The 21,555-nt window shown below is 44.7% G+C and carries 19 protein-coding genes; 14 read left to right on the top strand and 5 right to left on the bottom strand.

The genetic code is table 11. The features are described 5' to 3' along the window. Window positions 1-3 precede the first annotated feature (3 nt). The 9 genes from FHW88_RS17705 (at window position 4) to FHW88_RS17665 (ending at window position 10,262) form a co-directional block, all read left to right on the top strand. Entirely contained in the window at window positions 4-726 is a 723-nt protein-coding gene (locus FHW88_RS17705; protein ID WP_176627302.1) for a fasciclin domain-containing protein, read from the top strand. Between the two features lie 41 nt (window positions 727-767). Further along, complete coding sequence (locus FHW88_RS17700) at window positions 768-2,378, top strand: DUF5008 domain-containing protein (protein WP_176627300.1); 1,611 nt, start codon at window positions 768-770, stop codon at window positions 2,376-2,378. 30 nt (window positions 2,379-2,408) lie between these two features. Next, on the top strand, window positions 2,409-4,109 hold the full coding sequence (locus tag FHW88_RS17695) for an alkaline phosphatase family protein (protein ID WP_176627298.1): 1,701 nt from the start codon (window positions 2,409-2,411) through the stop codon (window positions 4,107-4,109). 33 nt (window positions 4,110-4,142) lie between these two features. Continuing rightward, on the top strand, window positions 4,143-5,576 hold the full coding sequence (locus tag FHW88_RS17690; RefSeq protein WP_176627296.1) for a PA14 domain-containing protein: 1,434 nt from the start codon (window positions 4,143-4,145) through the stop codon (window positions 5,574-5,576). Window positions 5,577-5,603: 27 nt separating this feature from the next. Continuing rightward, complete coding sequence (locus FHW88_RS17685; protein ID WP_175489990.1) at window positions 5,604-6,416, top strand: PKD domain-containing protein; 813 nt, start codon at window positions 5,604-5,606, stop codon at window positions 6,414-6,416. Window positions 6,417-6,761: 345 nt separating this feature from the next. Further along, entirely contained in the window at window positions 6,762-7,580 is an 819-nt protein-coding gene (locus tag FHW88_RS17680; RefSeq protein WP_090527451.1) for a CPBP family intramembrane glutamic endopeptidase, read from the top strand. A gap of 4 nt (window positions 7,581-7,584) precedes the next feature. Then, a complete protein-coding gene (locus FHW88_RS17675) occupies window positions 7,585-8,355 on the top strand; it encodes a CPBP family intramembrane glutamic endopeptidase (RefSeq protein WP_176627294.1) in 771 nt (256 codons plus the stop codon). Between the two features lie 108 nt (window positions 8,356-8,463). Then, window positions 8,464-9,567 carry a sensor histidine kinase gene (locus FHW88_RS17670; protein ID WP_176627292.1) on the top strand — a complete coding sequence of 368 codons (1,104 nt, stop codon included), beginning with the start codon at window positions 8,464-8,466 and terminating at the stop codon, window positions 9,565-9,567. Next, window positions 9,564-10,262, top strand: a complete 699-nt coding sequence (locus FHW88_RS17665; RefSeq protein ID WP_218117231.1) for a LytR/AlgR family response regulator transcription factor — start codon at window positions 9,564-9,566, stop codon at window positions 10,260-10,262. The genes FHW88_RS17670 and FHW88_RS17665 overlap by 4 nt, the downstream gene beginning before the upstream one ends. Before the next feature lie 88 nt (window positions 10,263-10,350). Here FHW88_RS17665 and FHW88_RS17660 read toward each other — a convergent pair whose 3' ends face one another. Both FHW88_RS17660 and FHW88_RS17655 read right to left on the bottom strand, forming a co-directional pair. Then, window positions 10,351-10,755 carry a VOC family protein gene (locus tag FHW88_RS17660; protein WP_176627290.1) on the bottom strand — a complete coding sequence of 135 codons (405 nt, stop codon included), beginning with the start codon at window positions 10,753-10,755 and terminating at the stop codon, window positions 10,351-10,353. Between the two features lie 92 nt (window positions 10,756-10,847). Further along, the gene (locus tag FHW88_RS17655; protein ID WP_176627288.1) at window positions 10,848-11,426 is read right to left on the bottom strand and encodes a Crp/Fnr family transcriptional regulator; all 579 of its coding nucleotides are present in this window, start codon (window positions 11,424-11,426) and stop codon (window positions 10,848-10,850) included. 82 nt (window positions 11,427-11,508) lie between these two features. Between FHW88_RS17655 and FHW88_RS30435 the strand changes: the two genes are divergently transcribed. Then, the gene (locus FHW88_RS30435) at window positions 11,509-11,709 is read left to right on the top strand and encodes a KTSC domain-containing protein (protein ID WP_176627775.1); all 201 of its coding nucleotides are present in this window, start codon (window positions 11,509-11,511) and stop codon (window positions 11,707-11,709) included. On the opposite strand, the gene FHW88_RS17645 is transcribed toward FHW88_RS30435, so the two are convergent. Both FHW88_RS17645 and FHW88_RS17640 read right to left on the bottom strand, forming a co-directional pair. Next, a complete protein-coding gene (locus FHW88_RS17645) occupies window positions 11,706-12,293 on the bottom strand; it encodes an alpha-ketoglutarate-dependent dioxygenase AlkB family protein (RefSeq protein WP_176627286.1) in 588 nt (195 codons plus the stop codon). The two genes, FHW88_RS30435 and FHW88_RS17645, sit on opposite strands and share 4 nt — an antisense overlap. Window positions 12,294-12,295: 2 nt before the next feature. Next, a complete protein-coding gene (locus FHW88_RS17640) occupies window positions 12,296-12,577 on the bottom strand; it encodes a hypothetical protein (RefSeq protein WP_139159971.1) in 282 nt (93 codons plus the stop codon). Window positions 12,578-12,656: 79 nt separating this feature from the next. Between FHW88_RS17640 and FHW88_RS17635 the strand changes: the two genes are divergently transcribed. Genes FHW88_RS17635 through FHW88_RS17625 form a run of 3 tightly spaced genes read left to right on the top strand, consistent with a single transcriptional unit; the run spans window position 12,657 to window position 18,085 of the window. Then, complete coding sequence (locus FHW88_RS17635; RefSeq protein ID WP_176627284.1) at window positions 12,657-13,391, top strand: ImuA family protein; 735 nt, start codon at window positions 12,657-12,659, stop codon at window positions 13,389-13,391. Window positions 13,392-13,394: 3 nt separating this feature from the next. Next, window positions 13,395-14,894 (top strand): Y-family DNA polymerase, encoded by a 1,500-nt coding sequence (locus FHW88_RS17630; RefSeq protein WP_176627282.1) that lies wholly within the window; start codon window positions 13,395-13,397, stop codon window positions 14,892-14,894. Window positions 14,895-14,896: 2 nt separating this feature from the next. After that, the gene (locus FHW88_RS17625) at window positions 14,897-18,085 is read left to right on the top strand and encodes an error-prone DNA polymerase (protein WP_176627280.1); all 3,189 of its coding nucleotides are present in this window, start codon (window positions 14,897-14,899) and stop codon (window positions 18,083-18,085) included. A 103-nt stretch (window positions 18,086-18,188) separates the two neighbouring features. Here the strand turns inward: FHW88_RS17625 and FHW88_RS17620 are convergent, their stop codons facing one another. Next, window positions 18,189-18,476: a hypothetical protein gene (locus tag FHW88_RS17620; protein WP_090527483.1), complete on the bottom strand. Its 288-nt coding sequence runs from the start codon at window positions 18,474-18,476 to the stop codon at window positions 18,189-18,191. 297 nt (window positions 18,477-18,773) lie between these two features. Here FHW88_RS17620 and FHW88_RS17615 point away from each other — a divergent pair, with 297 nt between their 5' ends. Continuing rightward, the gene (locus FHW88_RS17615; protein ID WP_176627278.1) at window positions 18,774-21,140 is read left to right on the top strand and encodes an ABC transporter permease; all 2,367 of its coding nucleotides are present in this window, start codon (window positions 18,774-18,776) and stop codon (window positions 21,138-21,140) included. Window positions 21,141-21,555 lie beyond the last annotated feature (415 nt).

The raw sequence follows: 21,555 nt of genomic DNA, 5'->3' as shown, positions 1-21,555 counted from the left end.
AATATGAAAAATATAATTATTGTTTTTGCCGGGTTTTTACTGCTGCTTACCGGCTGTAAACGCGATGAGTATTATAAAGACGGAGGTAAAGCTAAGGCCGATTACCCTGCCGATATGCTTCAATACCTGCAGGATAAAGCAGTACCGTTTGATACCATTGCCCAGATCGTAAAACTGGCCGGTATGGAAGAAACATTCCGCAAAAGTGATTTTACCTTTTTTGCACCAGACGATGATGTTATAAAAAGAACGATAGGTGACTACAAAACCAGGGGCTCTTTAAATCAATTTTTGTACCAGGCCGGTCGTGATACCGTGAAAAAGCTGTCGGACATCGACTCTGCTATATGGAAAAAATATCTGCAACGGTATATGTTCAAGGGGATCAACCGGCTTAAAGATTATCCGCAAATAGATTTTAACCTGCAAAATCAGTATCCCGGAGCGCTTTATTATTCATACAGCGGCGATGTGGTGAACATTGGTGTGATATATGACGACGCGAATAACATCAAATACATTGGTTCGCGTACATTGGTAATCAGTTATATCTATGACATCAATAATGCGCAAAACGTAGTTTTCGGGAATAAGGTTTCATCGTCTGATATCAAACCTACGAACGGGATAGTACATACCCTGCAATATGACGGAGCCTATTTTGGGTTTAACCGGTACGACTTTTATGAGGAAATATACTTTGCAGGCCTTCACCATTCTGAGTAAAACATTATTAACAATATTCTTTCAATGATAATAAATTGAATATGAGAAGATTTAACTATATCATCACGTTTATCCTGCTGGTGCTCATAATAGCAGCTTGCAAAAAGGATAAAACAGTTTATTCTGACCCCTACGGGGAAGGAAAGCCGCCGTTGGGCGTCATCCTTAGCCGTGACGCAATACCTGCACCGGCAAATGGGACGGTGGGTACCGAGGTAACATTCAAAGCCACCGGACTTATTCCTTATAAAGGCAAAATAAAGTTCATGTTTAATGGCGAACCCGGTCAGGTTACCGAGGTAACAGAATCAACTATTAAGGTAAAAGTTCCGCCATTTGGCAGCACAGGTATTACGTCAATAGCAATTGACGATCAGTTAGTACTTGGGCCGCTATTTAAGGTATCCGGATTAATTAATATCGATCCTTCTTTCCGGGCAACTGCCGGAGCAAATGGCAATGTAAACCAGGTGTATCCTCTTGCCGATGGCCGGAACCTGGTGCTGGGTTGGTTTACCAATTATGATAATAAAGGGATCATTACCCCGCTTAACCGCATTGTAAGAACATCGGCTGATGGTGAATTTGACCGTACGTTCCGGACAGGTAAGGCAGCAAACGGATTATTATCGAGAGTAATAGAACTCGGCGGAAAATATGTGATAGCCGGAGGATTTAGTGGCTACAATCAGCGCACAGAAAACATCAGTAATATTACCACATTAAATGTTGATGGCAGTATTGATACCATTGGCGTAAAAACCTACAGGCGCCCATCCCAAACAGATACAACCAAATATTTTCCGAAGTTTAACGGCGGTACTAACGACTATATATCTAAAATATACAAGCATCAGAACAAAATACTGGCAACAGGGAGTTTCAGATATTATGTAAGACGGGTTTATACTGAACATAATCATGATTTTACCCGCGATACGGTGATTCTTGACAGTACAGAAATCCGGCAAATAGCCCGTTTTAACCTGGATGGAACACTTGACAAAACCTATCGTTTTAACATAGCGACAAACAAAGGCTTGCCTTCGGCAAATGGCCCTGTTGACTCGTACATGCATACCGACGCTGATCAGCTGGAAAAACTGGTGCTGTTTGGAAGTTTTACCACGTTTGACCAAAAAACAGCGGGGCGGCTGGTTCGTTTGAGCCCCAATGGCACCATTGATGATTCATTTAAAACCGGGACAGGTACCGATAATAGCATCTCATCTTTAACGTACAATCCTGTAACCAAAAAATACCTGATAACAGGGATCTTCAGAACATACGATGGCAAACCGGCCGTCAGCATGGCGCTGGTTAACCTGGATGGTAGTCTTGACCAAACTTTCGTAGCTAAAACATTTGAGGGAGGCTATCCTGGTTTTGCCCGCCAGCTTAATGATGGACTGGTAGTAGTTAGCGGCAGCTTTAAAAAGTATAATAACGTTACCCGCAATGGTTTCATGGTACTAAATACCAAAGGTGAACTTGCCGGGAATTACAATACTACCGGACCATTTTCAGGTACATTGTCTGATATTATTGAAACCAAATCGACTGATGGTAAGCGGGCATTATTGCTGATTGGTGGTTTTGACCGTTTTGATAACATTCAGGTTAGCAATATCATACGCGTTACCATCGAATAAATTTTAATTGAACTTATAATCTATAAAGAAATGCAGAACAGGAAAAAATACAAACAGATCATTTTTTCAATTATTTGTGCATTGGCTGTCGCGACAATATCATGTAATAAGGATTTTGTGCGCACGCTGCCCGATAAAAATTATACTGACACGGCCAAAGCAACATCCGGCGAACGTAAGGTTTTGTACCTGATTGTTGACGGGGCACGGGGCTCATCAGTAAATAGCGCCAATGTGCCTAATATTAAAGCATTACTGCCCAGTTCAATTTACAGTTGGGTTGCATTGAGCGATCCGGACTCGACCCGCGATGTAAGCAACTGGGCCAATATGCTAACCGGCGTAAAAAAAGAAAAGCACAAGATCTTGTCGGATGATTTTGCCGGCAATAACCTGGCAACTTATCCTGTGTTTTTTGAAAGGATAAAAGAAGAAAGACCAAATGCCAAAATCGTTTCTTTTTCTTCCTCGGCTATTTTTAAAAATAAGTTAACACAGGGTGCTGCAGTAAGCGAGTTGTATAGTACTGATGAGCAAATTAAAACGGCTGTAGTTAATGACCTGAATACCGACACGGCACAATTGATAGTTGGCCATTTTAATGATATTAAAGAAGCAGGTGCCAAATACGGATTCGACAATTCATCGTCGCAGTACAAAGCTTCTATCGAAAAATTTGACGGTTATGTAGGTGAGATTGTTAATGCCCTGAAAAAAAGGAAAAATTATGCCAATGAAGATTGGCTGGTAGTGATTGCGTCGAGCGGTGGTGGTAAATTTAATATCCCGGCTAACGAGAACGATAATACAGTTTTCAGTAACACTGCCGCCAATACATTTACTATCTATTACAATCCAAAATATAAACAAAGAATAATAGGTAAACCATTTACCGGCAACAGGTATTTGGGGCGCACAGTACGTTTGAAAGATACGGGGGTGAGAGCCGAGATAGATACAGCTGATATCTTTAACATCGATGATACTACCAAGTTCACCATCGAGCTAAAAGTTAAGAAGAATGAGGATAAATTCTTTTGGCCAAGTATTCTCGGGAAAAGAGCGCAATGGTCGGCAGGTCATCCGGGAGTTGGCTGGGTGATTTATGTGGAAGATGCTTACTGGTATTTTGAATACCGGGGGACTAAGGATAACGATTATCATCAATGCCGTGGCGGCGACCTTCAAAAAGGCAGATGGCAAAACCTTTCGGTTAAATGTGAAATACGCGCAGGCAAGCGATATATCAGAACCTACACCGACGGGGTTTTCAATAATGAATTGGAGATAACCGCATCGGGAAGTTTAAGCAACCACAGCCCGTTGAAGTTGGGCTATTTAAACGGTAACGGGCATGGTACACCTGATGTGTATGTAACCGACATCAGATTTTTCAAGGTCGACGTACCCGATGCCGTGATTGGAAATTATGCCTGCGAAACATCCATTAGCGAAGGTCATCCTTATTATACCTTTTTGGCAGCATACTGGCCGGGCACAGATGGCCAGGGCGACAAGATCAGGGATATTGGCCCGCAAGCCCGCGACTTTCAATTAAAAGGCCCTTACCAATGGGAAGATTTTAATGATCTGATCTGCCCGCCGCCGGCAGGGGCACTGGCCATATTTGTTCCGCAAACGGCAGATATCCCGGCGCAAATAATAAACTGGTTCAGAATACCTAACAGGCAGGCCTGGGGGCTTGATGGCCGTGTTTGGCTCGACCAGTAAAAAGCTAACCATTACAAACTAAATTATTTGATGATGAAAAAATACAGATATATCTTGTTTATCGGGTTAATTGTCCTGATAGCGGGAGCCTGCAAGCAAAATGATCTTGATGAGCTGAAGCCAATTCAAAATACCGACAGAAACGTTTCCGGCGCAGGAGCCAATACTGGTGATGCAACTGCTGGTAACGAAATAGTTAAAGTTCCATTTAAAATATCCTTATCAGGGCCGGCAACCAAAGCATTCCAGGTTGGTATAACACTTAATAATGATACTATAGCCAAGCTGATAGCGAATGGCACCCTTAAAAATACGGTAATATTACCTGCAGGTGCAATTGATTATCCCGGCGTAATCAACGTAGCATTTGGGTCAGATACCGCCACTGCCGTTGCCAGCGTCAGGTTATCGGCCATTGAGGCTAATTATGGTAAAAACGTAGCTTTTGCATTTAAACTTACTGATCCCGGCAAGGGCAATCAAATCAAAGGGTCGCAATCAAATATCCTGGTGGTGCTTGATACCAAAAAGTTTATTAAAGAAAGTGATATTCATTATGTGTCGCTTTTGAATGGCGGTGGCATTATGGATGTTGATTATCAAAAAAACTATACAACATCACCGGCAGGTATCACCATTCCATTAACCATAAACATGGCGGGTGTACCGGCCGGCGCGTTTAATGTTCATGTAAAATTAAACATGGATACCATTACAACTTTGGTAAGTAAAAAAGTGCTGCCTGATAACACTATAGCACTTAACCCCGATCAATTTTCTATTGATACCCTGATTAGGGTAAATTCCAACGCCAGTACAGCGGTGGTGCGCTTATCAATAGGATGGCCTGTTTTTGATGCCAATATAGTTGCCAATAAACGTTTTGGTTTTGTGGTGAGTTTGGTTAATCCGTCAAAACACATCTTGCATCCAACAAAAAGCAAGTTGATCGTTTTGGTACAGCCAGAGGTTAATCTTGATAATAACTCTTACATAACCGGAAACGGAACGGGCTTAAAAGCGGAATACTTTTCAAACAATCAATTGCTTGATTTTGATGGCAGAAAGCCCGATCTTGTACAAATAGAACCTACTATTGATTGGCCTAATGACGGGGTTTGGCAAGCCGCTATACCAAGTATAAGTCATGATAATTTCTCCACCAGGTGGACTGGCGAGTTCCTTGCACCCGTTCGGGGTGAATACGTGTTCTGGCAGAACGAATGGGACGACGGATCAAGATTATATATAGACGGCAAGGCCATTATTAATGATTTCACTACCGAGTGGGATAAGGATAGCCGTACTGCCAAAATTTTCTTGGAACGCGGTAAACGCTATAAAATAGAAGCAGATCATCGCGAAAACGTGGGTGGCCAGCGCGCCCGTTTAACTTTTGAAGTTCCATCGGCCGGCATCAACGGCAGAAGAATAGTACCACAAAGCCAATTATTCCCCGCCCCTTAAGCCAATTGATCAATGAAAATTAAGGACATGAAAAAAATATTGCATATTATCTCGGTATTTTCAACAGTAGCCCTGTTGTTTGCCGGATGTAAAAAAGATAAGCCTGCGCCCCAACCCGAACCGGATGAGCCCAGACCCATCGCAGGTTTCACAGTGGCACGAACAGATAGCGTTGATTTTTTAAGCTATCAGTTCACCAGTACATCCATCAATTATAAAGATATCCTGTGGCAATTCGGCGACGATAGCACGTCGGCAGAAAAAGCACCGAAGCATAGGTATGCCTTTGATGGCTTATATCACGTAACATTAACGGCCAGAAATTCACAGGGATATTCAGCTGCGCGGGAAATAATATTGAACGTTGCCGACCCTAATTTTGACCGCACCAAGGTTGGTGAAAGTTACTTTGCTACCATAGGCGGTACATTGACTGTATCACGCGACAATGGGGGCGGCCCAAATGCAAACGAGGGGTCACTAAAAGTGGTTGACGGTGATCCGAATACCAAGTTTTTCCAATCGGGGTTCTCCGGCGACCTGGTGATGAAATATGAGCTTAAAACACCTGCCGTTGCAGGAGCCTATACCATGACATCTGCAAATGATTCGCCCACCCGTGACCCGAAAGGATGGATCCTCCAGGGTTCTGAGGACGGTATACGCTGGATAAACCTGCACAGCAAGAACAACGAAGTTTTTGCCAACCGCTTTCAGCGCATCCTATATCACTTTAATAACAATGTGGCTTATAAGTTTTATAGGATAAGCATTAAGACTAATAATGGCAGTCGTGACTTCCAGATGGCTGAGTGGACGGTTAATAAAAAGCAGCCGTAAAATTAGTTGTTTGTAAGAATGATCCATGGAATGTTCGATCTGATGTTACGTAAGTTCATTCGCCCGGTCAACAGTTTTTAAGGAATAAGGCCCGGGAGTGTAGTATCCGGGCTTATTCCTTAGGTATTCGGTCATATAAAGTGTAATAGCATAACTTATCCGACAATTATCAGCACTTATGCTAAGTTGCTTTTACTAATTGTATCACCAGCCGGTAAATCAATTTAGAAAAAAATCCAGGTGTCGTTCATTGCCAGGAATGTAGCATTTGCCGAAAAAAAGAACTACTTGGTCGATATTTTTTCCTTATAGGTGACTTTTCATGCTATTTGCCTAAAAAAAAACATGAAAACCATCATTTGTAATCTCCCGGCATGGCTAAAAGTATTTCTTTATTTTGTTTTGCTTACCGCCGCCAGGTTCGTCGCAGACGCTGTTCCTGCGTTAAATGATCTGTCCTTTTATATGGCCGTCTCATTGCTAATAAGCTGGCTGTTGCTATGGGCAGAAGGGAAAACACTAAAGACGCTAAAGTTTATTCCGGTGTGTAGCAGTAATTGGCTTCAGTTACTATGCGGAACCGTGGGCGGCATTTTAATGTTAATCGTCACGGCGATGATAACCGTTTACCTCACCGGCGACCAATGGCATTTCAACTCGTCGCCTGACATCATATTCCTGCTGATGTGCTTTCTGGCAAACCTGTGGTCGGTGTTTGTGCAGGAATTTGCTTTTCGCGGATATCCTTTCCAGACGCTGAACAGTCACTATGGAGCATGGAAAGCACAGCTCATCATTGCGATACCTTTTGGTTTGATGCATGTAAACAGTACAATGGACATGCAAACTATTTTGATGGCTATGTTGACGACAGGGTTGGGATCGGTTTTGTTCGGGATGGCTTATCTATATACCCGCAACTTAGCTTTGCCAATAGGTTTGCACGTAGGATGGAACTATGCTCAGGCGTTGATCCCCCGAACAGCAGGCGCTGCAGGGAGGACGATTATCACGGTGGATGGTGATCCTAAATATTATAGTTCGCTATACATAATCGGCCCATATTTGGGTGTTGTCTTATGTACAATGGCAGTCTTGTGGTTACTTAAACAAAGAATGAGGATAAGCACGGTGCCCTTAACTTCATCTCCTCAATCCATTTAGCACCATGAAGGTTATCTTGCAAACTTTACTGTTCTACGTTTTGACAGTATGCGTATTTATCTTATCCGATCTTTGGGCTAAAGGTTTGGGAGAGAAATATGCCTCGCATATCGCAATGGCAACCGCCGCGCTTTTTACCTTTTTATTGGTGATCATATTTTGCAAGCTGCGGGCCATGCCGCTAACCGAAGCAGGTACTATTCCTGACAAAGGAAGCCCGGGCCGTATAATTACCGGATTTCTCGCCGGGCTGCTGATGTCATGCCTGCAACCGGGCATACTGATGATTATGGGTTACGTGAAGCTTCAATTTAACGCCTTTGATCCGCATGTTATCGGTCTGCATATGCTGCTTTTTACGTTGATCTCCTGCCGCGAAGAACTTGTGTTCAGGTCTTATGCTTTACGTAGTCTTGCCGACCGCTTTGGAGCAGGCTCAGCGCAATTGTTTATTGCCGCCTTGTTTGTTTTTGAGCACATCTGGGGAGGAATGAACTGGTGGATGGCGTTGATCGGTTCAGGAACCGGGGCCTTGCTATTTGGCTATGCGGCCCTTAAAAGTAAAGGAATTGGACTTCCGCTTGGCCTGCATACAGCGTGGAATATGGGACAGTGGTGCTGGGGAGGCAAAGGTGATGCTGGCATCTTTACCCAAAGGATCACGGCGGGCAGGGAAGCGTTATCTGAAGTTATAGGCTTGTCAGTTTTTGTCGGTGCCGCGTTATTTGCCGGTTTGGCCATCGCTTATTATTACAAACGATCGGTTCAATCATGATAGCATAATTGATCTTTTGTTGCCCCACAACCCTGCTCGTTGACTAAAAACACCGCTCTGTTGATTTATGTTGTGTAATTGACAAAGATAAGCCAACTTTAAATAACAATGTTTCAAAGCTTTGCTCTATACACCTCCCGGCCCGGGTACCGCAAAATGGTGCACCTTTTATTCTGGCTTGTACTGCTTATAGTTAGGCTATACCTCACGCTGATTACCTTCAACGTTTATAGCGGCTTATCTTTTAGTATTGTTTTCCTGCTGAACCTAAGCAGTACCTTGCTTATCGCGGCTGTATTTTATCTGATGACAGGTCCGCTATGGAAGCTGTTGCAACGTAAGCAATATTTTCACTTTACTTTCTCCTTTTTGGGTTTGTTATGCGGATACACATTGATCGAGGCGGTAGCAGAGCAGGCCTTGCTCAGGTCCTGTTCCGGCTGCTTGCTCAGTTTGCAGAAAGATCAGCCGCAATATTTTGCCCTGGTACAATCCGGTCTCATTAACATTGTGCTGAAGCGCCTGCTTAGCCTGGGCACACCATTCGGCCTTTTGCTGACGCTGAGTATTCCGTTATGCCTGAAGCTGGCGGTTAACGCCTGGCGATCGCAGCTAAAAGCTTTACAGCTTGCAAAAGACAACCTGGAACTGGAATTTAACTTTCTTAAAGCGCAGCTTAATCCCCACTTCTTATTCAATTCGATGAATAACATTTACGGCTTGATACTGCAAGGTAACCAGGAACGGTCTGCCGGGTTGGTCGCTCGCTTGTCTGAGATGCTGCGCTATATGCTTTATGAATCCAATGAAGCATTTATGCCTTTGCAAAGCGAGATCAAGCTGATACAAAATTACATAGAGCTGGAAAAAGTGCGCCTGAATGATACCAGGGTCATAGTAGATGTCGCTGTGGATTCCATGACATATGAAATACCGCCGCTTTTACTCATGCCGCTGGTTGAAAACGCGTTCAAGTTTTCTCCTGATGAACCGGGAGCTCGTATTCATTTCTTTCTGGATGTCACTGACGGTCGTTTGCGTTTTACATCTGACAATGTTGTGGACCATCGGGAACGGATGCAGCAAAACGGAGGTATAGGGCTGGGCAACCTTAAAAAACGTTTAGAAATGTATTACCCCGGCAAGTATTGGTACGAAGATAATTTTGCTGACGGCGTTTATAACGCCATCTTATCTATTGAGCTGACATGAAAAAACTGAGTTGCCTCATCGTTGAAGATGAACCCATTGCAAGAAGTATATTGGAAACGTATATCGAGCGCCTGTCGGAAATTGCTTTGATAAAAAGCTGCCGCAATGCGAATGAGGCTTACGAGGCGCTTTATGAACATGTTGTCGATCTGATTTTCCTGGACATCAAAATGCCCGTAATTACCGGAATAGAGTTTTTTCGTTCATTACCTAATCCGCCGCTGGTTATTTTTACCACTGCTTATTCCAGTTATGCTGTCGAGGGTTTTGAACTGAATTCTGTGGACTATCTGATGAAGCCGATCACTTTTGAACGGTTTAACCAGGCCGTGCGGCGGGCGCAGGAGCGGTTGGTCTCGCATCAACCAGAATTGGATCCGCCGCCGTATATCTTTCTCAGGCAGGATACCCGCCTGGTAAAAGTGAATTTTGATGAGATCAGTTATGTGCAGGCAGAACGTGACTTTTGCTCTGTTTATTTGTGTAGCGGTAAACGGCTACTTGCAGGTATGCATCTGAAAATCCTGGAAGAAAGATTGCCGGCTAAACGATTTATACGGGTACATCGTTCCTATATCATTAATCTGGACAAGATCACCAGTATTAAAGGTAATGTAATAGAATTCGGCACTACGGAAGTTCCGATAGGGAACAGTTATAGGGAGCTGGTATTTAAAGCATTGCGGTTATCATAAAGCATTTTGGTTATAAACTTATTTTAAGCTAAATTCAAAAAATCCCCTCTATGGTAAAATTAGCCACAGAGAGGATCAGGCCTCAATCTCAATTCGGCATATTCGCTGCGTCCATGTAAACAATTTCCCATTGGTGCCCATCCGGATCTGCAAAGCTATGCTGGTACATCCATCCGTAATCTTGAGGTTCGGCATAAATAGAGCCTCCAAGCCCGGTTGCTTTTGTTATGGTTTGCTGCACTTCCTCGCGCGAGGCTGCATCAAGCGCCAGCAATACTTCAGTTGCCAGGTGTGCGTCGTTTACTTCTTTTTTGGTGAAGGTTTTAAAATAGCTTTCTACAAGCATCATTACATAAATATGCTCGCTTACCACCATGCAGGCCGCCTTGTCATCGGTAAATTGTGGATTAAAGCTGTAGCCAAGACCGCTGAAAAATGCCTTTGACCGCTCCAGGTCTTTAACAGGCAGGTTGATGAAAATTTTTGTTGCCATGATTTTAAATTTTTTAATTGTTATTGATGGCACAAAGTTGCGGCAACCGTTTTTTCAAAAAATTTACATATGTTGAGAAAAGCGAAAAATCTTCACTTATTCGCAAAAAATATCCGGCTTAGCTGCGTTGGGGTAATGCCGAGATAGGCGGCAATGTGCTGTTTCTTTAGTCTTTTCACTAAACCAGGATATTTGCGGAGGAAATTATCGTAATTGGTTTTAGCCGATTCATATCGCAGCGATACTTCATAAGGTTCCTTTTCAATTATCCAATGCTGCTCCATGTAACGGATATAAAAAGCGGCAATATCGGGATAAATGGTAACGAGTTTCTTAAATTCCATAAAATTGTATTCGAGCACATCTGTATCCTCAAGGGCTTTTATGGTAAAATTACCCGCCGACTGTGTGAGCGTTGCTGTCATGGAACCGGCAATCCGGTTTTCGGGGAAGAAATATTTAACCACCATATCGCCGTTTTCGGCAGCATAGTATTGATACATTAATCCATTTACAACAAAAGCCACCTTTTTAGGTACCTGGCCCTCGGTAACAAAATAATCGCCCTTGTTGTAAGTATTTTCGCGGAGCAAAGCCGTCCATGCCGCTTCGGCCTGCGGTGAGAGTTCAGCGTACGTTTTTATTTTTTGGAAGAAAGCATCGTGGCTCATTGGCTAAAGATATGAATCTTATTTGCCGGTGCGATGAAGATATGTGAAGATATCAAACTGCTCAAACGCGGTTCTATAATTAATTGATCATCTGATAGGGGGTGAAAATTACAGGATATTTGGAAAGAAAGGTGACCGCTATAATCGTCAAATTGAAGCCTGCCTGTACAAGAACGTTCCTGAAAGTGTTTATAAGGAACTGAGATCCTCACGGGTGAAAGGCCGCTATCTGCACTTTTTCGTAAAGAATAAATATGAGTTTGAGCAAATATCAACGGGCTAAATCACCAAACGAAAGGTGAGGTTTACCCTCGCCTTCATTAATTTGTTAGACTTGGCAATCCGGTGTTCCCAATACTCCTGCAATCCTGATTTCATCAGCAGGAATGAACCATGCCCGAGCCTGACGGAGTAATGTTCTTTGTGATTAACTTTATTGCGGATGTCAAAACTGCGCACCTGCCCAAGGCTTACCGAAACAATAATTGGCTGACTGCCCATAATGCTTTCTTTGTCACTATGCCAGGTTACGGAATCATTTCCATTACGATAGTAGTTCAGTAATACGCTATTGAAGGTAATACCCGCTAAAGGTTCTACTATGCCCCGGATAGTTTGCAGTTCCGGTGTCCAGGGGAGTGTTCCTGCGATCCGGTCTGTGTCTCCATACCAGCAGGTGAGCCTCGGTGTCAGGTATTCCTTATCCCAAAGTTTTTGCGTTGTTTGTTTCCAGGGTGTTTCCCTGATCAGTTTTTCTAACAGCCAGTCACCCGTTGCCGGATCAATCAAGCCGGGCTGGTATTCCAGCAAATCCTTAGGCAATCCTTTACTTTGCCCGGTTTCGGCAAATAATGTCAATTGTTCCATCACTAAATCCTTTCCACATAAGTTGTTATAAAATGGGCCAATTGTTCCTGCTCTTCTGGTTGCAGTACATCGCCGTCGTATATCCAGTAGCCCTTCGCGTCAAATAAAATACGGCCCATGTAAACGGGCGGCTGATCATAAGCCGTATAGATCTCATAGCATTGTACAGCGTGCTTTTGCGCTGTATCCGGTACAATTTTCACCACTTCCCGTGAACCATCGCGGTATTTAAGCCAGGCTTTAGCCTCACTTTTTAAATACGTTTTGACCAACAATTCCTGCATTTGAAATTTTTTCTCAAAGATATATAAAATACTAATATTTTTAGCATTAAATTTGTACTCCCTATTTGGTACAAACACGATGGAAACGGTACACGACCGAAAAGCGCTGATTAACAGTCTGCAAAAGAATATTTTGCAATGGGAGGGCTATAGGCCGCCGCCTGCAGGTACGCAGGGATTGGTAGGCCTGGGGGCAGTGGAAACGGCTTTCCCCAACGGCGTTTTTCCTTTAGGTACAGTGCATGAACTGGTTTGCAGTACCACCGAACAGGCTACTGCTTCCAGCGGATTGATTAGCGGCCTGCTCTCCGTGTTTATGCAAAATGGTGGGGCCTGTTTATGGATCAGCCTCACCGGAAACATCTTCCCACCGGCATTAAGCGGCTTTGGTATAGAACCCAGCCGTTTAATCTTTATCCGGGTAACCAAAGACCAGGAAGCCTTATGGGTGATGGAAGAAGCGCTGAAATGTGCGGGGCTTGCCGCGGTTGTGGCAGAAGCACGGGAGCTGGATTTTAAACAATCGCGCAGACTTCAGCTGGCTATTGAGCAAAGTCATGTTACCGGGTTTGTGCTGCGTAATGCCGTTAAAAAGGTCGGTTCAACGGCTTGCGCTGCCCGGTGGCAGGTGAAACCTTTGCCGAGCGAGCCGGTAGACGATTTGCCTGGTCTTGGTTTCCCGCGCTGGGAGGTAGAACTATTACGTGTCCGTAACGGGCATCCGGGTACCTGGATCATAGAATGGGCAGAAGGTAAATTCAAACAGGTGGAAAAAGAGCAAACAGTTAAACCATTTAAACGGAAAGCGGGGTGAGTTATGCAGCACAGGTATATGGCTATTTGGTTTCGTCACCTGGTGACAGACTGGCTGACACTCCGGCAGCCGGAATTAAAAGATCAGCCCTTTGTGCTGGTTGTGCCCGAACATAACCGTATGATCGTCAGGGCAGCTAATCCCGAAGCCGAAGCACAAGGTGTTCGTACAGGAATGCCGGCAGCAGATGCCAAAGCGATTACCACCAATTTACAGGTTATTGATTTTCCGTTAGGTCAGGAAAGTAAGCTGCTCCGGCATTTGGGTTTGTGGTGCATTCGCTATACACCGGTTGTGGCTATTGACCTGCCCGATGGTTTGACCCTTGATATTTCCGGCTGTGCACATCTATGGGGTGATGAAAAAGGATATTTAAAAACCATTGTACTTAAATTAAGGGGTATGGGCTACGATGCACGGGCCGCTATTGCCGATACTGTTGGCGCAGCCTGGGCTATTGCCCGGTATGGTAAGATCAGGCCCATTATTGAAAGCGGCGGGCAGGCGGAAGCCATTGCCGGTCTTTCTCCGGCCGCCCTCCGGTTGGAACCGGAAATACTGGACAAACTGTATAAACTCGGCTTCCGGTATGTTAAAAATTTTATGATCATGCCGCGTACTGTGCTGCGCAGGCGTTTTGGTGAAGGCTTTTTGTTAAGGCTTGCCCAGGCTTTGGGTACTACTGATGAATACCTGACCCCGATTATCCCGCCCGTGCCTTATGTTGAGCGGCTGCCCTGCCTGGAGCCGGTACGAACGGACAAAGCCATAGAAATTGGCATTGAAAAACTATTGCAAGGCCTATGTAGCCGCTTGCAAGCTGAAGGAAAAGGTGTGCGTAAGGCCGTGCTGAAATGTTTCCGGATTGATGGTAAAATGGTACAAGCGGAGATAACAACCACGCGTGGCTCACATAGTGTTTCCCATTTATTCAAGCTCTTTGGTTTACAGATCAGCAAGATTGAACCTGCTTTGGGTATTGAGCTGTTTCTGCTGGAAGCACAAAAAGTAGAAGATATTGACCCCTTGCAGGAAAAGCTATGGCTGGGGGATCCGGGCCTGCAGGATACCGCACTGGCCGAGCTGCTTGACCGGATTGCCGGAAAGATCGGCCCCGAAAGAATTATGCGCTACCTGCCTGCCGAGCATTACTGGCCCGAGCGTTCCATCCGTCCCGCTCTTTCACTCAAAGATATTTCTCTTGCCGGCTGGCGGGCTGACAAGCCAAGGCCAATACGCTTGCTCAGCAAACCGGAAGCCATTGAAGTAATGGCTCTGTTACCGGATTATCCGCCAAAAATATTTATCTATAAAGGTAAGCGCCATGTTGTGGATAAAGCAGACGGTCCGGAACGTATTGAACGGGAATGGTGGCTGGACAAAGGTGAGCACCGCGACTATTACATGGTGGAGGATGAGCATGGAGGCCGTTATTGGCTATTCCGTTCGGGGCATTATGATGGCGGAGGTGCCCAATGGTATTTACACGGATTTTTTGCCTGATAATGAAATACGCGGAATTATATTGTACCTCCAATTTCAGCTTCCTGCGCGGTGGATCTCACCCGGAGGAACTGGTTGAGCAGGCAGTGGTTCATGGTTATACGGCCATAGCGGTTACCGACCGGAATAGCCTGGCCGGTATTGTCCGGGCGCATATTGCCGCAAAAAAACTACCTGTACAATTTATTCCCGCTTGTCGCCTGGACTTGCTGGATGGGCCGGGTCTGCTGGCTTATCCTACTGATCTTGCTGCTTATGGCCGGCTTTCGGCCTTGCTCACCAGGGGTAATCTGCGCGCTGAAAAAGGTGAATGCTATTTATATAAAGCAGATGTGTATGAACACCGGGAAGGCATCCTGTTTATCATAATTCCGCCCGATGAGCTCAACGCGCGGTTTGATTTTGCAGATGAGTTTAAAACAGCAGTAGCAGAATATAAACAAGCTTTCGGGAATGCCTTATACTTGGCTGCCCTACGTTCTTACAACGGCGATGATGCCAAACGGCTGCACAGGTTAGCCGGTATGGGTATACCTTTGGTTGCTGCCGGTGATGTGCATTATCATGAACCGAACAGGAGGGAACTACAGGATGTATTGACCTGTATCCGGGAGAAATGCACTATCCACAACGCGGGATACCGGCTGCATCAGAATGCGGAACGCTACCTGAAACCTATTGAAGAAATACACCGGATCTTCAGGCAATATCCGGAATCCATTGAAAATGCACTTGCTATTGCCGAAGCCTGTACTTTTTCGCTGGACGAATTAAAATACATTGAGCCGGAAGAAAAGATCTTTGACGGATTAACACCACAGGAAAGGTTAAAAAAATACACGTGGGAAGGTGCACATGAACGTTATGGTGAGCATATACCGCCTAAAATAGGTAAGCAGATTGATTTTGAACTGGCCTTTATCGAAAAGCGCAGGCTGGCGCCTTATTTTCTCCGTGTATATAAATACACCCGGAAAGCAGAAGAACTCGAAATCTTGCACCAGGGCAGGGGTTCTGCAGCCAACTCAACGGTATGTTATTGTTTGCGCATTACGGCGGTCGACCCGATGAAGTCACGTTTGCTTTTTTCCCGTTTTATGTCGGATGCACGCGAGGAATGGCCTGACATCGATGTGGATTTCGAGCATGAACGCCGCGAGGAAATCATCCAGTATATTTATGAGGATTATGGCCGGGAACACGCGGCTATTGTAGCTACCGTTACGCAGGAGCGGCATAAAGGAGCAATTCGGGATGTGGGCAAAGCGATGGGCTTATCTGAAGATACGATTAAACGTATCGGTGGTACGATATGGGATTTCAGTGAAGAAGGTTTTGACGAAAAGCGCTTGCAGGAACAGGGGCTTAACCCGGGCGATCCATTGATATACAAAGTACTGGAGCTGACGACACTGCTGATGGGTTTCCCGCGGCAATTGGGTCAGCATACCGGCGGCTTTGTTATTACCGATAACAAACTATCCGACCTGTGCCCGGTGCTCAACGCCCGCATGGAGAACCGTACTCAACTGGAATGGAACAAAGATGACCTGGAAGCGTTGGGCATTTTGAAGGTGGATGTTTTAGGATTGGGTATGCTGACCATGATCCGCAAAGCATTTGACCTGATAAAACAACATTATGGCCGAAAGCTTACCTTAGCCAATATTCCGCAGGATGATCCCAAAGTTTATGAAATGATTGGCCATGCGGATACACTTGGGGTATTCCAGATTGAGAGCCGGGCGCAAATGTCTATGCTGCCAAGGCTGAGGCCCCAATGTTTTTATGACCTCGTGATAGAGGTGGCTATCGTGCGGCCCGGTCCCATACAGGGTGATATGGTGCATCCTTACCTGCGCAGGCGTAATGGCGAAGAGCAGGTAGTATATCCATCAACGGAACTGGAAGATATTTTAGGCCGGACGTTAGGTGTTCCGCTTTTTCAGGAACAAGCGATGGAGATCGCTATTGTTGCTGCAGGCTTTACACCGGCCGAGGCTGATGAGCTGCGCCGGAGCATGGCGACTTTTAAAGCGAATGGCAAGTTATACCTGTACGAAAAGAAACTGGTGGAGGGTATGGTAGCGCGTGGTTATGAGGAAGATTTTTCGAGGCGGGTATTTAAGCAGTTACAAGGTTTTGAGGGTTATGGTTTCCCCGAAAGCCATGCCGCTTCTTTTGCGCTGCTGGTTTATATATCTTCCTGGCTGAAGTATTATTATCCGGATGCTTTTGCCGCCGCTTTGCTCAATAGCCAGCCGATGGGCTTTTATCAGCCCGCTGAGATCGTGGACGATGCACGCGGGCATGGTGTTTTTGTTCGTGGCGTGGATATTAATTATTCGGCCTGGGATCATTCGCTGGAAGAACAGGCCGGAAAATATAAGATATTACGCTTGGGTTTCCGGTTGGTGAAAGGGCTAAAAGAAGAAGAAATGAATATCCTGGTTGAGAATGCACCTTATCAACATATTATCGATTTGTCAAATGTTGGGATTTCGCAGGCAGCTTTGGAGAAACTGGCTGATGCGGATGCATTCCGCTCTATCGGCCTCGACCGCAGGCAGGCGCTTTGGGAAGTAGCCGCTTTAGGCGACCGCCCCGTGGCCTTGCTGGAAAGTTTGCCTTCGGCCAGCGCAGGTGAGCAAATTGAATTACCGCTAATGACCGCGGGTGAGCACGTGGTACAGGATTTCGCTTCTACCGGCTTATCCATTAAAGCGCACCCGGTAAGTTTTGTGCGGGAAGATTTAAACCGGCTGCAGGTTATACCGCTCAATCGGATCCAATCGTTAAAAAATGGCGAAAAAATTCGTGTTGCCGGGATGATCACCGTGCGGCAGCGGCCGGGGACGGCCAAAGGCGTGGTATTCGTAACTATCAAAGATGAAACCGGCTTTGCCAATCTTGTGGTTTGGGGTAAGTTTTTTGACAAATACCGCAAAGAGATCGTTCAGTCGCAACTGCTCCTGGTAGATGGGCATTTACAGGTTGAGGGCGAAGTGATCCATGTGGTGGTACGCCGCTGTTATAATCTCAATTCTTTATTGGGCAAACTGACGGCTGTGCCAGATGAACAGCCTTCTTTGCTGAGCCTGTCCAGGGGGGATGAAACCTCGATGCCTTCACCTGGTCCGCGAAATATCCCCAATAAGAGCGCCTTTCATAAGGGCAGGAATTTTCATTGATGAAGAGCTTATCATTAATAAGGCTTTTAATAAACTCAATGGCAACTATTGTTATATAATTGTCTTGCTGTGCCTGTAAAAGGGATATGGTAAGTTTTATCGATCAAAGGAATTGCAATACCAATTGCTCCCATTCCTCTTCCAAAGAAAGGTTGGGGCGCACCTGCCGCGCTTTGCTATACCAGTAGTCAGCATTTCCAATATCACCTTCTTTACGGTGCAAATAGGCATGGACCCAAGCCGATGCCTGATCCGTCAGATGATCAACCTGTGCATGCGCCTGATGCCAGTCGCCTTTACCATCAAACCAAAGGCTTTTTAGCTGTGCAGAGAGCCCGTTAACAGGCTGTTCTAAATTTAATGATGCTTTAAATTCTGTTAAAGTTGTCATTGGTATTAGTTTTTTACAATAAGCGTAATTGGTACATCGGACTTTTATCAATACATAGTTCGATTCGTTACCGGCATCAATTATTACTGTATTGGTAAATATCCTAAATTAATCGGAAATTAATGGGGACATATTATTTAATCAAACATAGGCCGGTTTATAATTTCTGATGTAAACATTATAAACAATGTATTACGATGTTGTGCAATACCGCGATTTTTGTTTTAGCAGAAAAAAGAAAAACAGTGCAACTAAAATCTTAATGCCGGCGTCTTATGGTTATTAAAGCCTGATCATATGTTAAAAAACTACTTAAAGATTACCTGGCGCAACCTCTTACGTCAAAAAACATTCTCCCTGATCAATATCCTCGGATTGACCATCGGCATGGCCAGCGCAGCGCTGATTTTGTTGTGGATCCAGAATGAGGTTAGCTATGATCAGTTCCATGAAAAACGGGATCGGCTTTATTCTGTATATAACCGCTCGAAATTTGACGGTAAATTATGGAGCTGGGAAACCACGCCTAAAATCATGGGTAAGGTGATGAAAGCAGAGTTACCGCAACTGGAAAAAGTAGCCAGGGTAACTGATGCCAGTTTTTTGTTTAGCATTGGCGACAAACGTTTGACTGCAACCGGCGATTTTACTGATCCGGATTTTCTTTCCATGTTCAGTTTTCCATTAATCAATGGAGACCCCAAAACCGCTTTGAACGACCTTCATAGCATAGTTATCACTGAAAAATTTTCAAAGAAACTTTTCGGAGAGGAAAATGCGCTCGGCAAAACGGTTAAAATAGATAGTAACGCTTATTTTAAAGTGACGGGTGTGATGAAAAGCCTCCCGAATAATACCCGATTTGATTTTGAATACCTTATTCCCTGGTCATATCTAAAAAAGATAGGGCAGGATGATGAATACTGGGGCAATAACTCCATTCAAACGTTTGTTCTTTTAAAACCCGGCGTAACGGAAGCTCATGCTGATGCCGCCGTGCTGAACTTTACCAGGAACCATTCCGATACCAAAGATATTCAGCAGTTTTTGCACCCCGCAGCCAAATGGCACCTGTATTCGCAGTTTAAGGATGGGGTGATAGTCGGTGGGAGAATTGAACGGGTCAGGGTATTTTCACTGATCGCTGTTCTGATCCTCGTCATTGCTTGTATAAATTTCATGAATTTAAGTACGGCCAGGAGCGAGACACGTGCAAGGGAGGTGGGCATCCGTAAAACTGTAGGCGCATTAAGGGGTTCGTTAATCTGGCAGTTTTTAGGTGAATCTGTTTTGATTGCACTTATTGCCGGTATTTTTGCCATCGTCATCGTACAAATCAGTATGTCGGGTTTCAACCAGCTTACCCAAAAGCAACTATATGTACCATATAGCAATCCCTATTTTTGGCTCACCGCAATTGGATTTATACTGGTTACCGGTGTTATTTCGGGAAGCTATCCTGCATTGTACCTGTCTTCATTCAAGCCCGTAGCTGTACTGAAAGGTACTTTTAAGGCGGCAAATGCTTTGGTTACACCACGTAAATTGCTGGTGGTTATTCAGTTTACTTTTGCGGTGGTATTGATCATTTGTACCATCATTATCCGCCAGCAATTACAATACGCCCAGGACAGGGATACGGGGTATAAAAAAGATAACCTTGTTTACACATTTATGTCCGGCGAAATCGCGAAGCACTATCAATCCATCAGAAATGAATTGCTTTCCAGTGGCGCCGCGACTTCGGTGTCCAGAACAAATTCGCCTATAACCCAGCGATACAGCGATAGCTGGGGTTTTAACTGGCCAGGTTCACAGCCCAAGAACAAGGTTGATTTTATTATTTACACTTCGGACGGAAGCCTTATTAAAACCATGGGCCTTAAGCTTGTTGCAGGCAGGGATATCGACCCGGTAAACTATCCGACGGATTCAACAGCCATGCTGGTGAATGAAGCTTCGGTGAAGGTCATGAACCTGAAAGATCCTGTTGGTAAATTAGTTACCCAGGGCGAAGGTAAAGACATCAAAACATGGCATATTGTTGGAGTTATCAAAGACTTTATCATCAGTTCGCCTTATGAACCTGTACAACATATGCTGATTGAAGGCCCCAGTTCCTGGTTCAATATCATTCACTACAAGCTTAATAACGCTAATTCGACAAAAGAAAACCTGCGCCGCGCCGAAGCTGTATTTAAGAAATACAACCCGGATTACCCGTTTGAATATAGTTTTGTTGACCAGGAGTACGCCAAGAAGTTTGGCGATGAGCAGCGTATCGGGACTTTGGCCAGCCTGTTTGCCGGATTGACAATCGTTATATCCTGTCTCGGACTTTTTGGCCTGGCGGCTTACATGGCGCAGAACCGTATCAAAGAAATTGGCATCAGAAAAGTGCTTGGCGCATCAGTTGCCAGTGTGACCACACTGCTTTCCAGGGATTTTCTGAAGCTGGTCGCAATCTCATTTTGCATTGCGGCGCCAATAGCCTGGTATTTAATGTTCCAATGGTTGAAAGGATATAGTTACCGGATCTCTATTAATATCTGGGTATTTGTAATCGCCGCCGCGCTGACATTGCTGATCTCTGTTTTGACAGTAAGCTACCAGGCAATCAAGGCTGCATTAACAAATCCGGTAAAAAGTTTGAAAGGAGAATAACACCCTCATTACAGGGTGTTGCATTCTCATTACCATAAAAGGCAAAGTAACAGCCCGGTGAAGGGCCCGTTTTAAATTTACTGCCCCCAAAAAGTTAGACACTATTTGGGGGCATTTTATGCATAAAACAGAAGTGATCGCTTCTGTTACGCCCAAAACGTTAGTTGGATCCTGAACTTCATAAGCAATCCCAATCAATAACGAAATCTCCACGATTAAGCCGGTACGGTGAATAATATGGGCTTAGGTTACTGGTTTTTTTTAATAAAACTTGGCTAATGCACCCGTTTTAAGGCAGGCATATATATGCCGGTACGTCAGCCCGACAGCATTATTAAAATTTTTTATTTCAAATAGGTGTAACAAATTCGTTCGGGGGGTAGTCCTATGGTTATAGTACTATGTATTGCATGGT

This window comes from Mucilaginibacter sp. SG538B, assembly GCF_013376065.1.
In the GTDB taxonomy this organism is placed as follows: Bacteria; Bacteroidota; Bacteroidia; order Sphingobacteriales; family Sphingobacteriaceae; genus Mucilaginibacter; species Mucilaginibacter rubeus.
This window is presented reverse-complemented; position numbering and strand designations above follow the sequence as displayed.

Coding starts and splice junctions, on each gene's coding strand:
- FHW88_RS17695 (WP_176627298.1), top strand. CDS start 2,409: ATGCAGAACAGGAAAAAATACAAACAGATCATTTTTTCAATTATTTGT.
- FHW88_RS17700 (WP_176627300.1), top strand. CDS start 768: ATGAGAAGATTTAACTATATCATCACGTTTATCCTGCTGGTGCTCATA.
- FHW88_RS17660 (WP_176627290.1), bottom strand. CDS start 10,755: ATGGCAACAAAAATTTTCATCAACCTGCCTGTTAAAGACCTGGAGCGG.
- FHW88_RS17705 (WP_176627302.1), top strand. CDS start 4: ATGAAAAATATAATTATTGTTTTTGCCGGGTTTTTACTGCTGCTTACC.
- FHW88_RS17675 (WP_176627294.1), top strand. CDS start 7,585: ATGAAGGTTATCTTGCAAACTTTACTGTTCTACGTTTTGACAGTATGC.
- FHW88_RS17690 (WP_176627296.1), top strand. CDS start 4,143: ATGAAAAAATACAGATATATCTTGTTTATCGGGTTAATTGTCCTGATA.
- FHW88_RS17670 (WP_176627292.1), top strand. CDS start 8,464: ATGTTTCAAAGCTTTGCTCTATACACCTCCCGGCCCGGGTACCGCAAA.
- FHW88_RS17615 (WP_176627278.1), top strand. CDS start 18,774: ATGTTAAAAAACTACTTAAAGATTACCTGGCGCAACCTCTTACGTCAA.
- FHW88_RS17625 (WP_176627280.1), top strand. CDS start 14,897: ATGAAATACGCGGAATTATATTGTACCTCCAATTTCAGCTTCCTGCGC.
- FHW88_RS17640 (WP_139159971.1), bottom strand. CDS start 12,577: ATGCAGGAATTGTTGGTCAAAACGTATTTAAAAAGTGAGGCTAAAGCC.
- FHW88_RS17685 (WP_175489990.1), top strand. CDS start 5,604: ATGAAAAAAATATTGCATATTATCTCGGTATTTTCAACAGTAGCCCTG.
- FHW88_RS17645 (WP_176627286.1), bottom strand. CDS start 12,293: ATGGAACAATTGACATTATTTGCCGAAACCGGGCAAAGTAAAGGATTG.
- FHW88_RS17655 (WP_176627288.1), bottom strand. CDS start 11,426: ATGAGCCACGATGCTTTCTTCCAAAAAATAAAAACGTACGCTGAACTC.
- FHW88_RS17665 (WP_218117231.1), top strand. CDS start 9,564: ATGAAAAAACTGAGTTGCCTCATCGTTGAAGATGAACCCATTGCAAGA.
- FHW88_RS17630 (WP_176627282.1), top strand. CDS start 13,395: ATGCAGCACAGGTATATGGCTATTTGGTTTCGTCACCTGGTGACAGAC.
- FHW88_RS17635 (WP_176627284.1), top strand. CDS start 12,657: ATGGAAACGGTACACGACCGAAAAGCGCTGATTAACAGTCTGCAAAAG.
- FHW88_RS17680 (WP_090527451.1), top strand. CDS start 6,762: ATGAAAACCATCATTTGTAATCTCCCGGCATGGCTAAAAGTATTTCTT.
- FHW88_RS17620 (WP_090527483.1), bottom strand. CDS start 18,476: ATGACAACTTTAACAGAATTTAAAGCATCATTAAATTTAGAACAGCCT.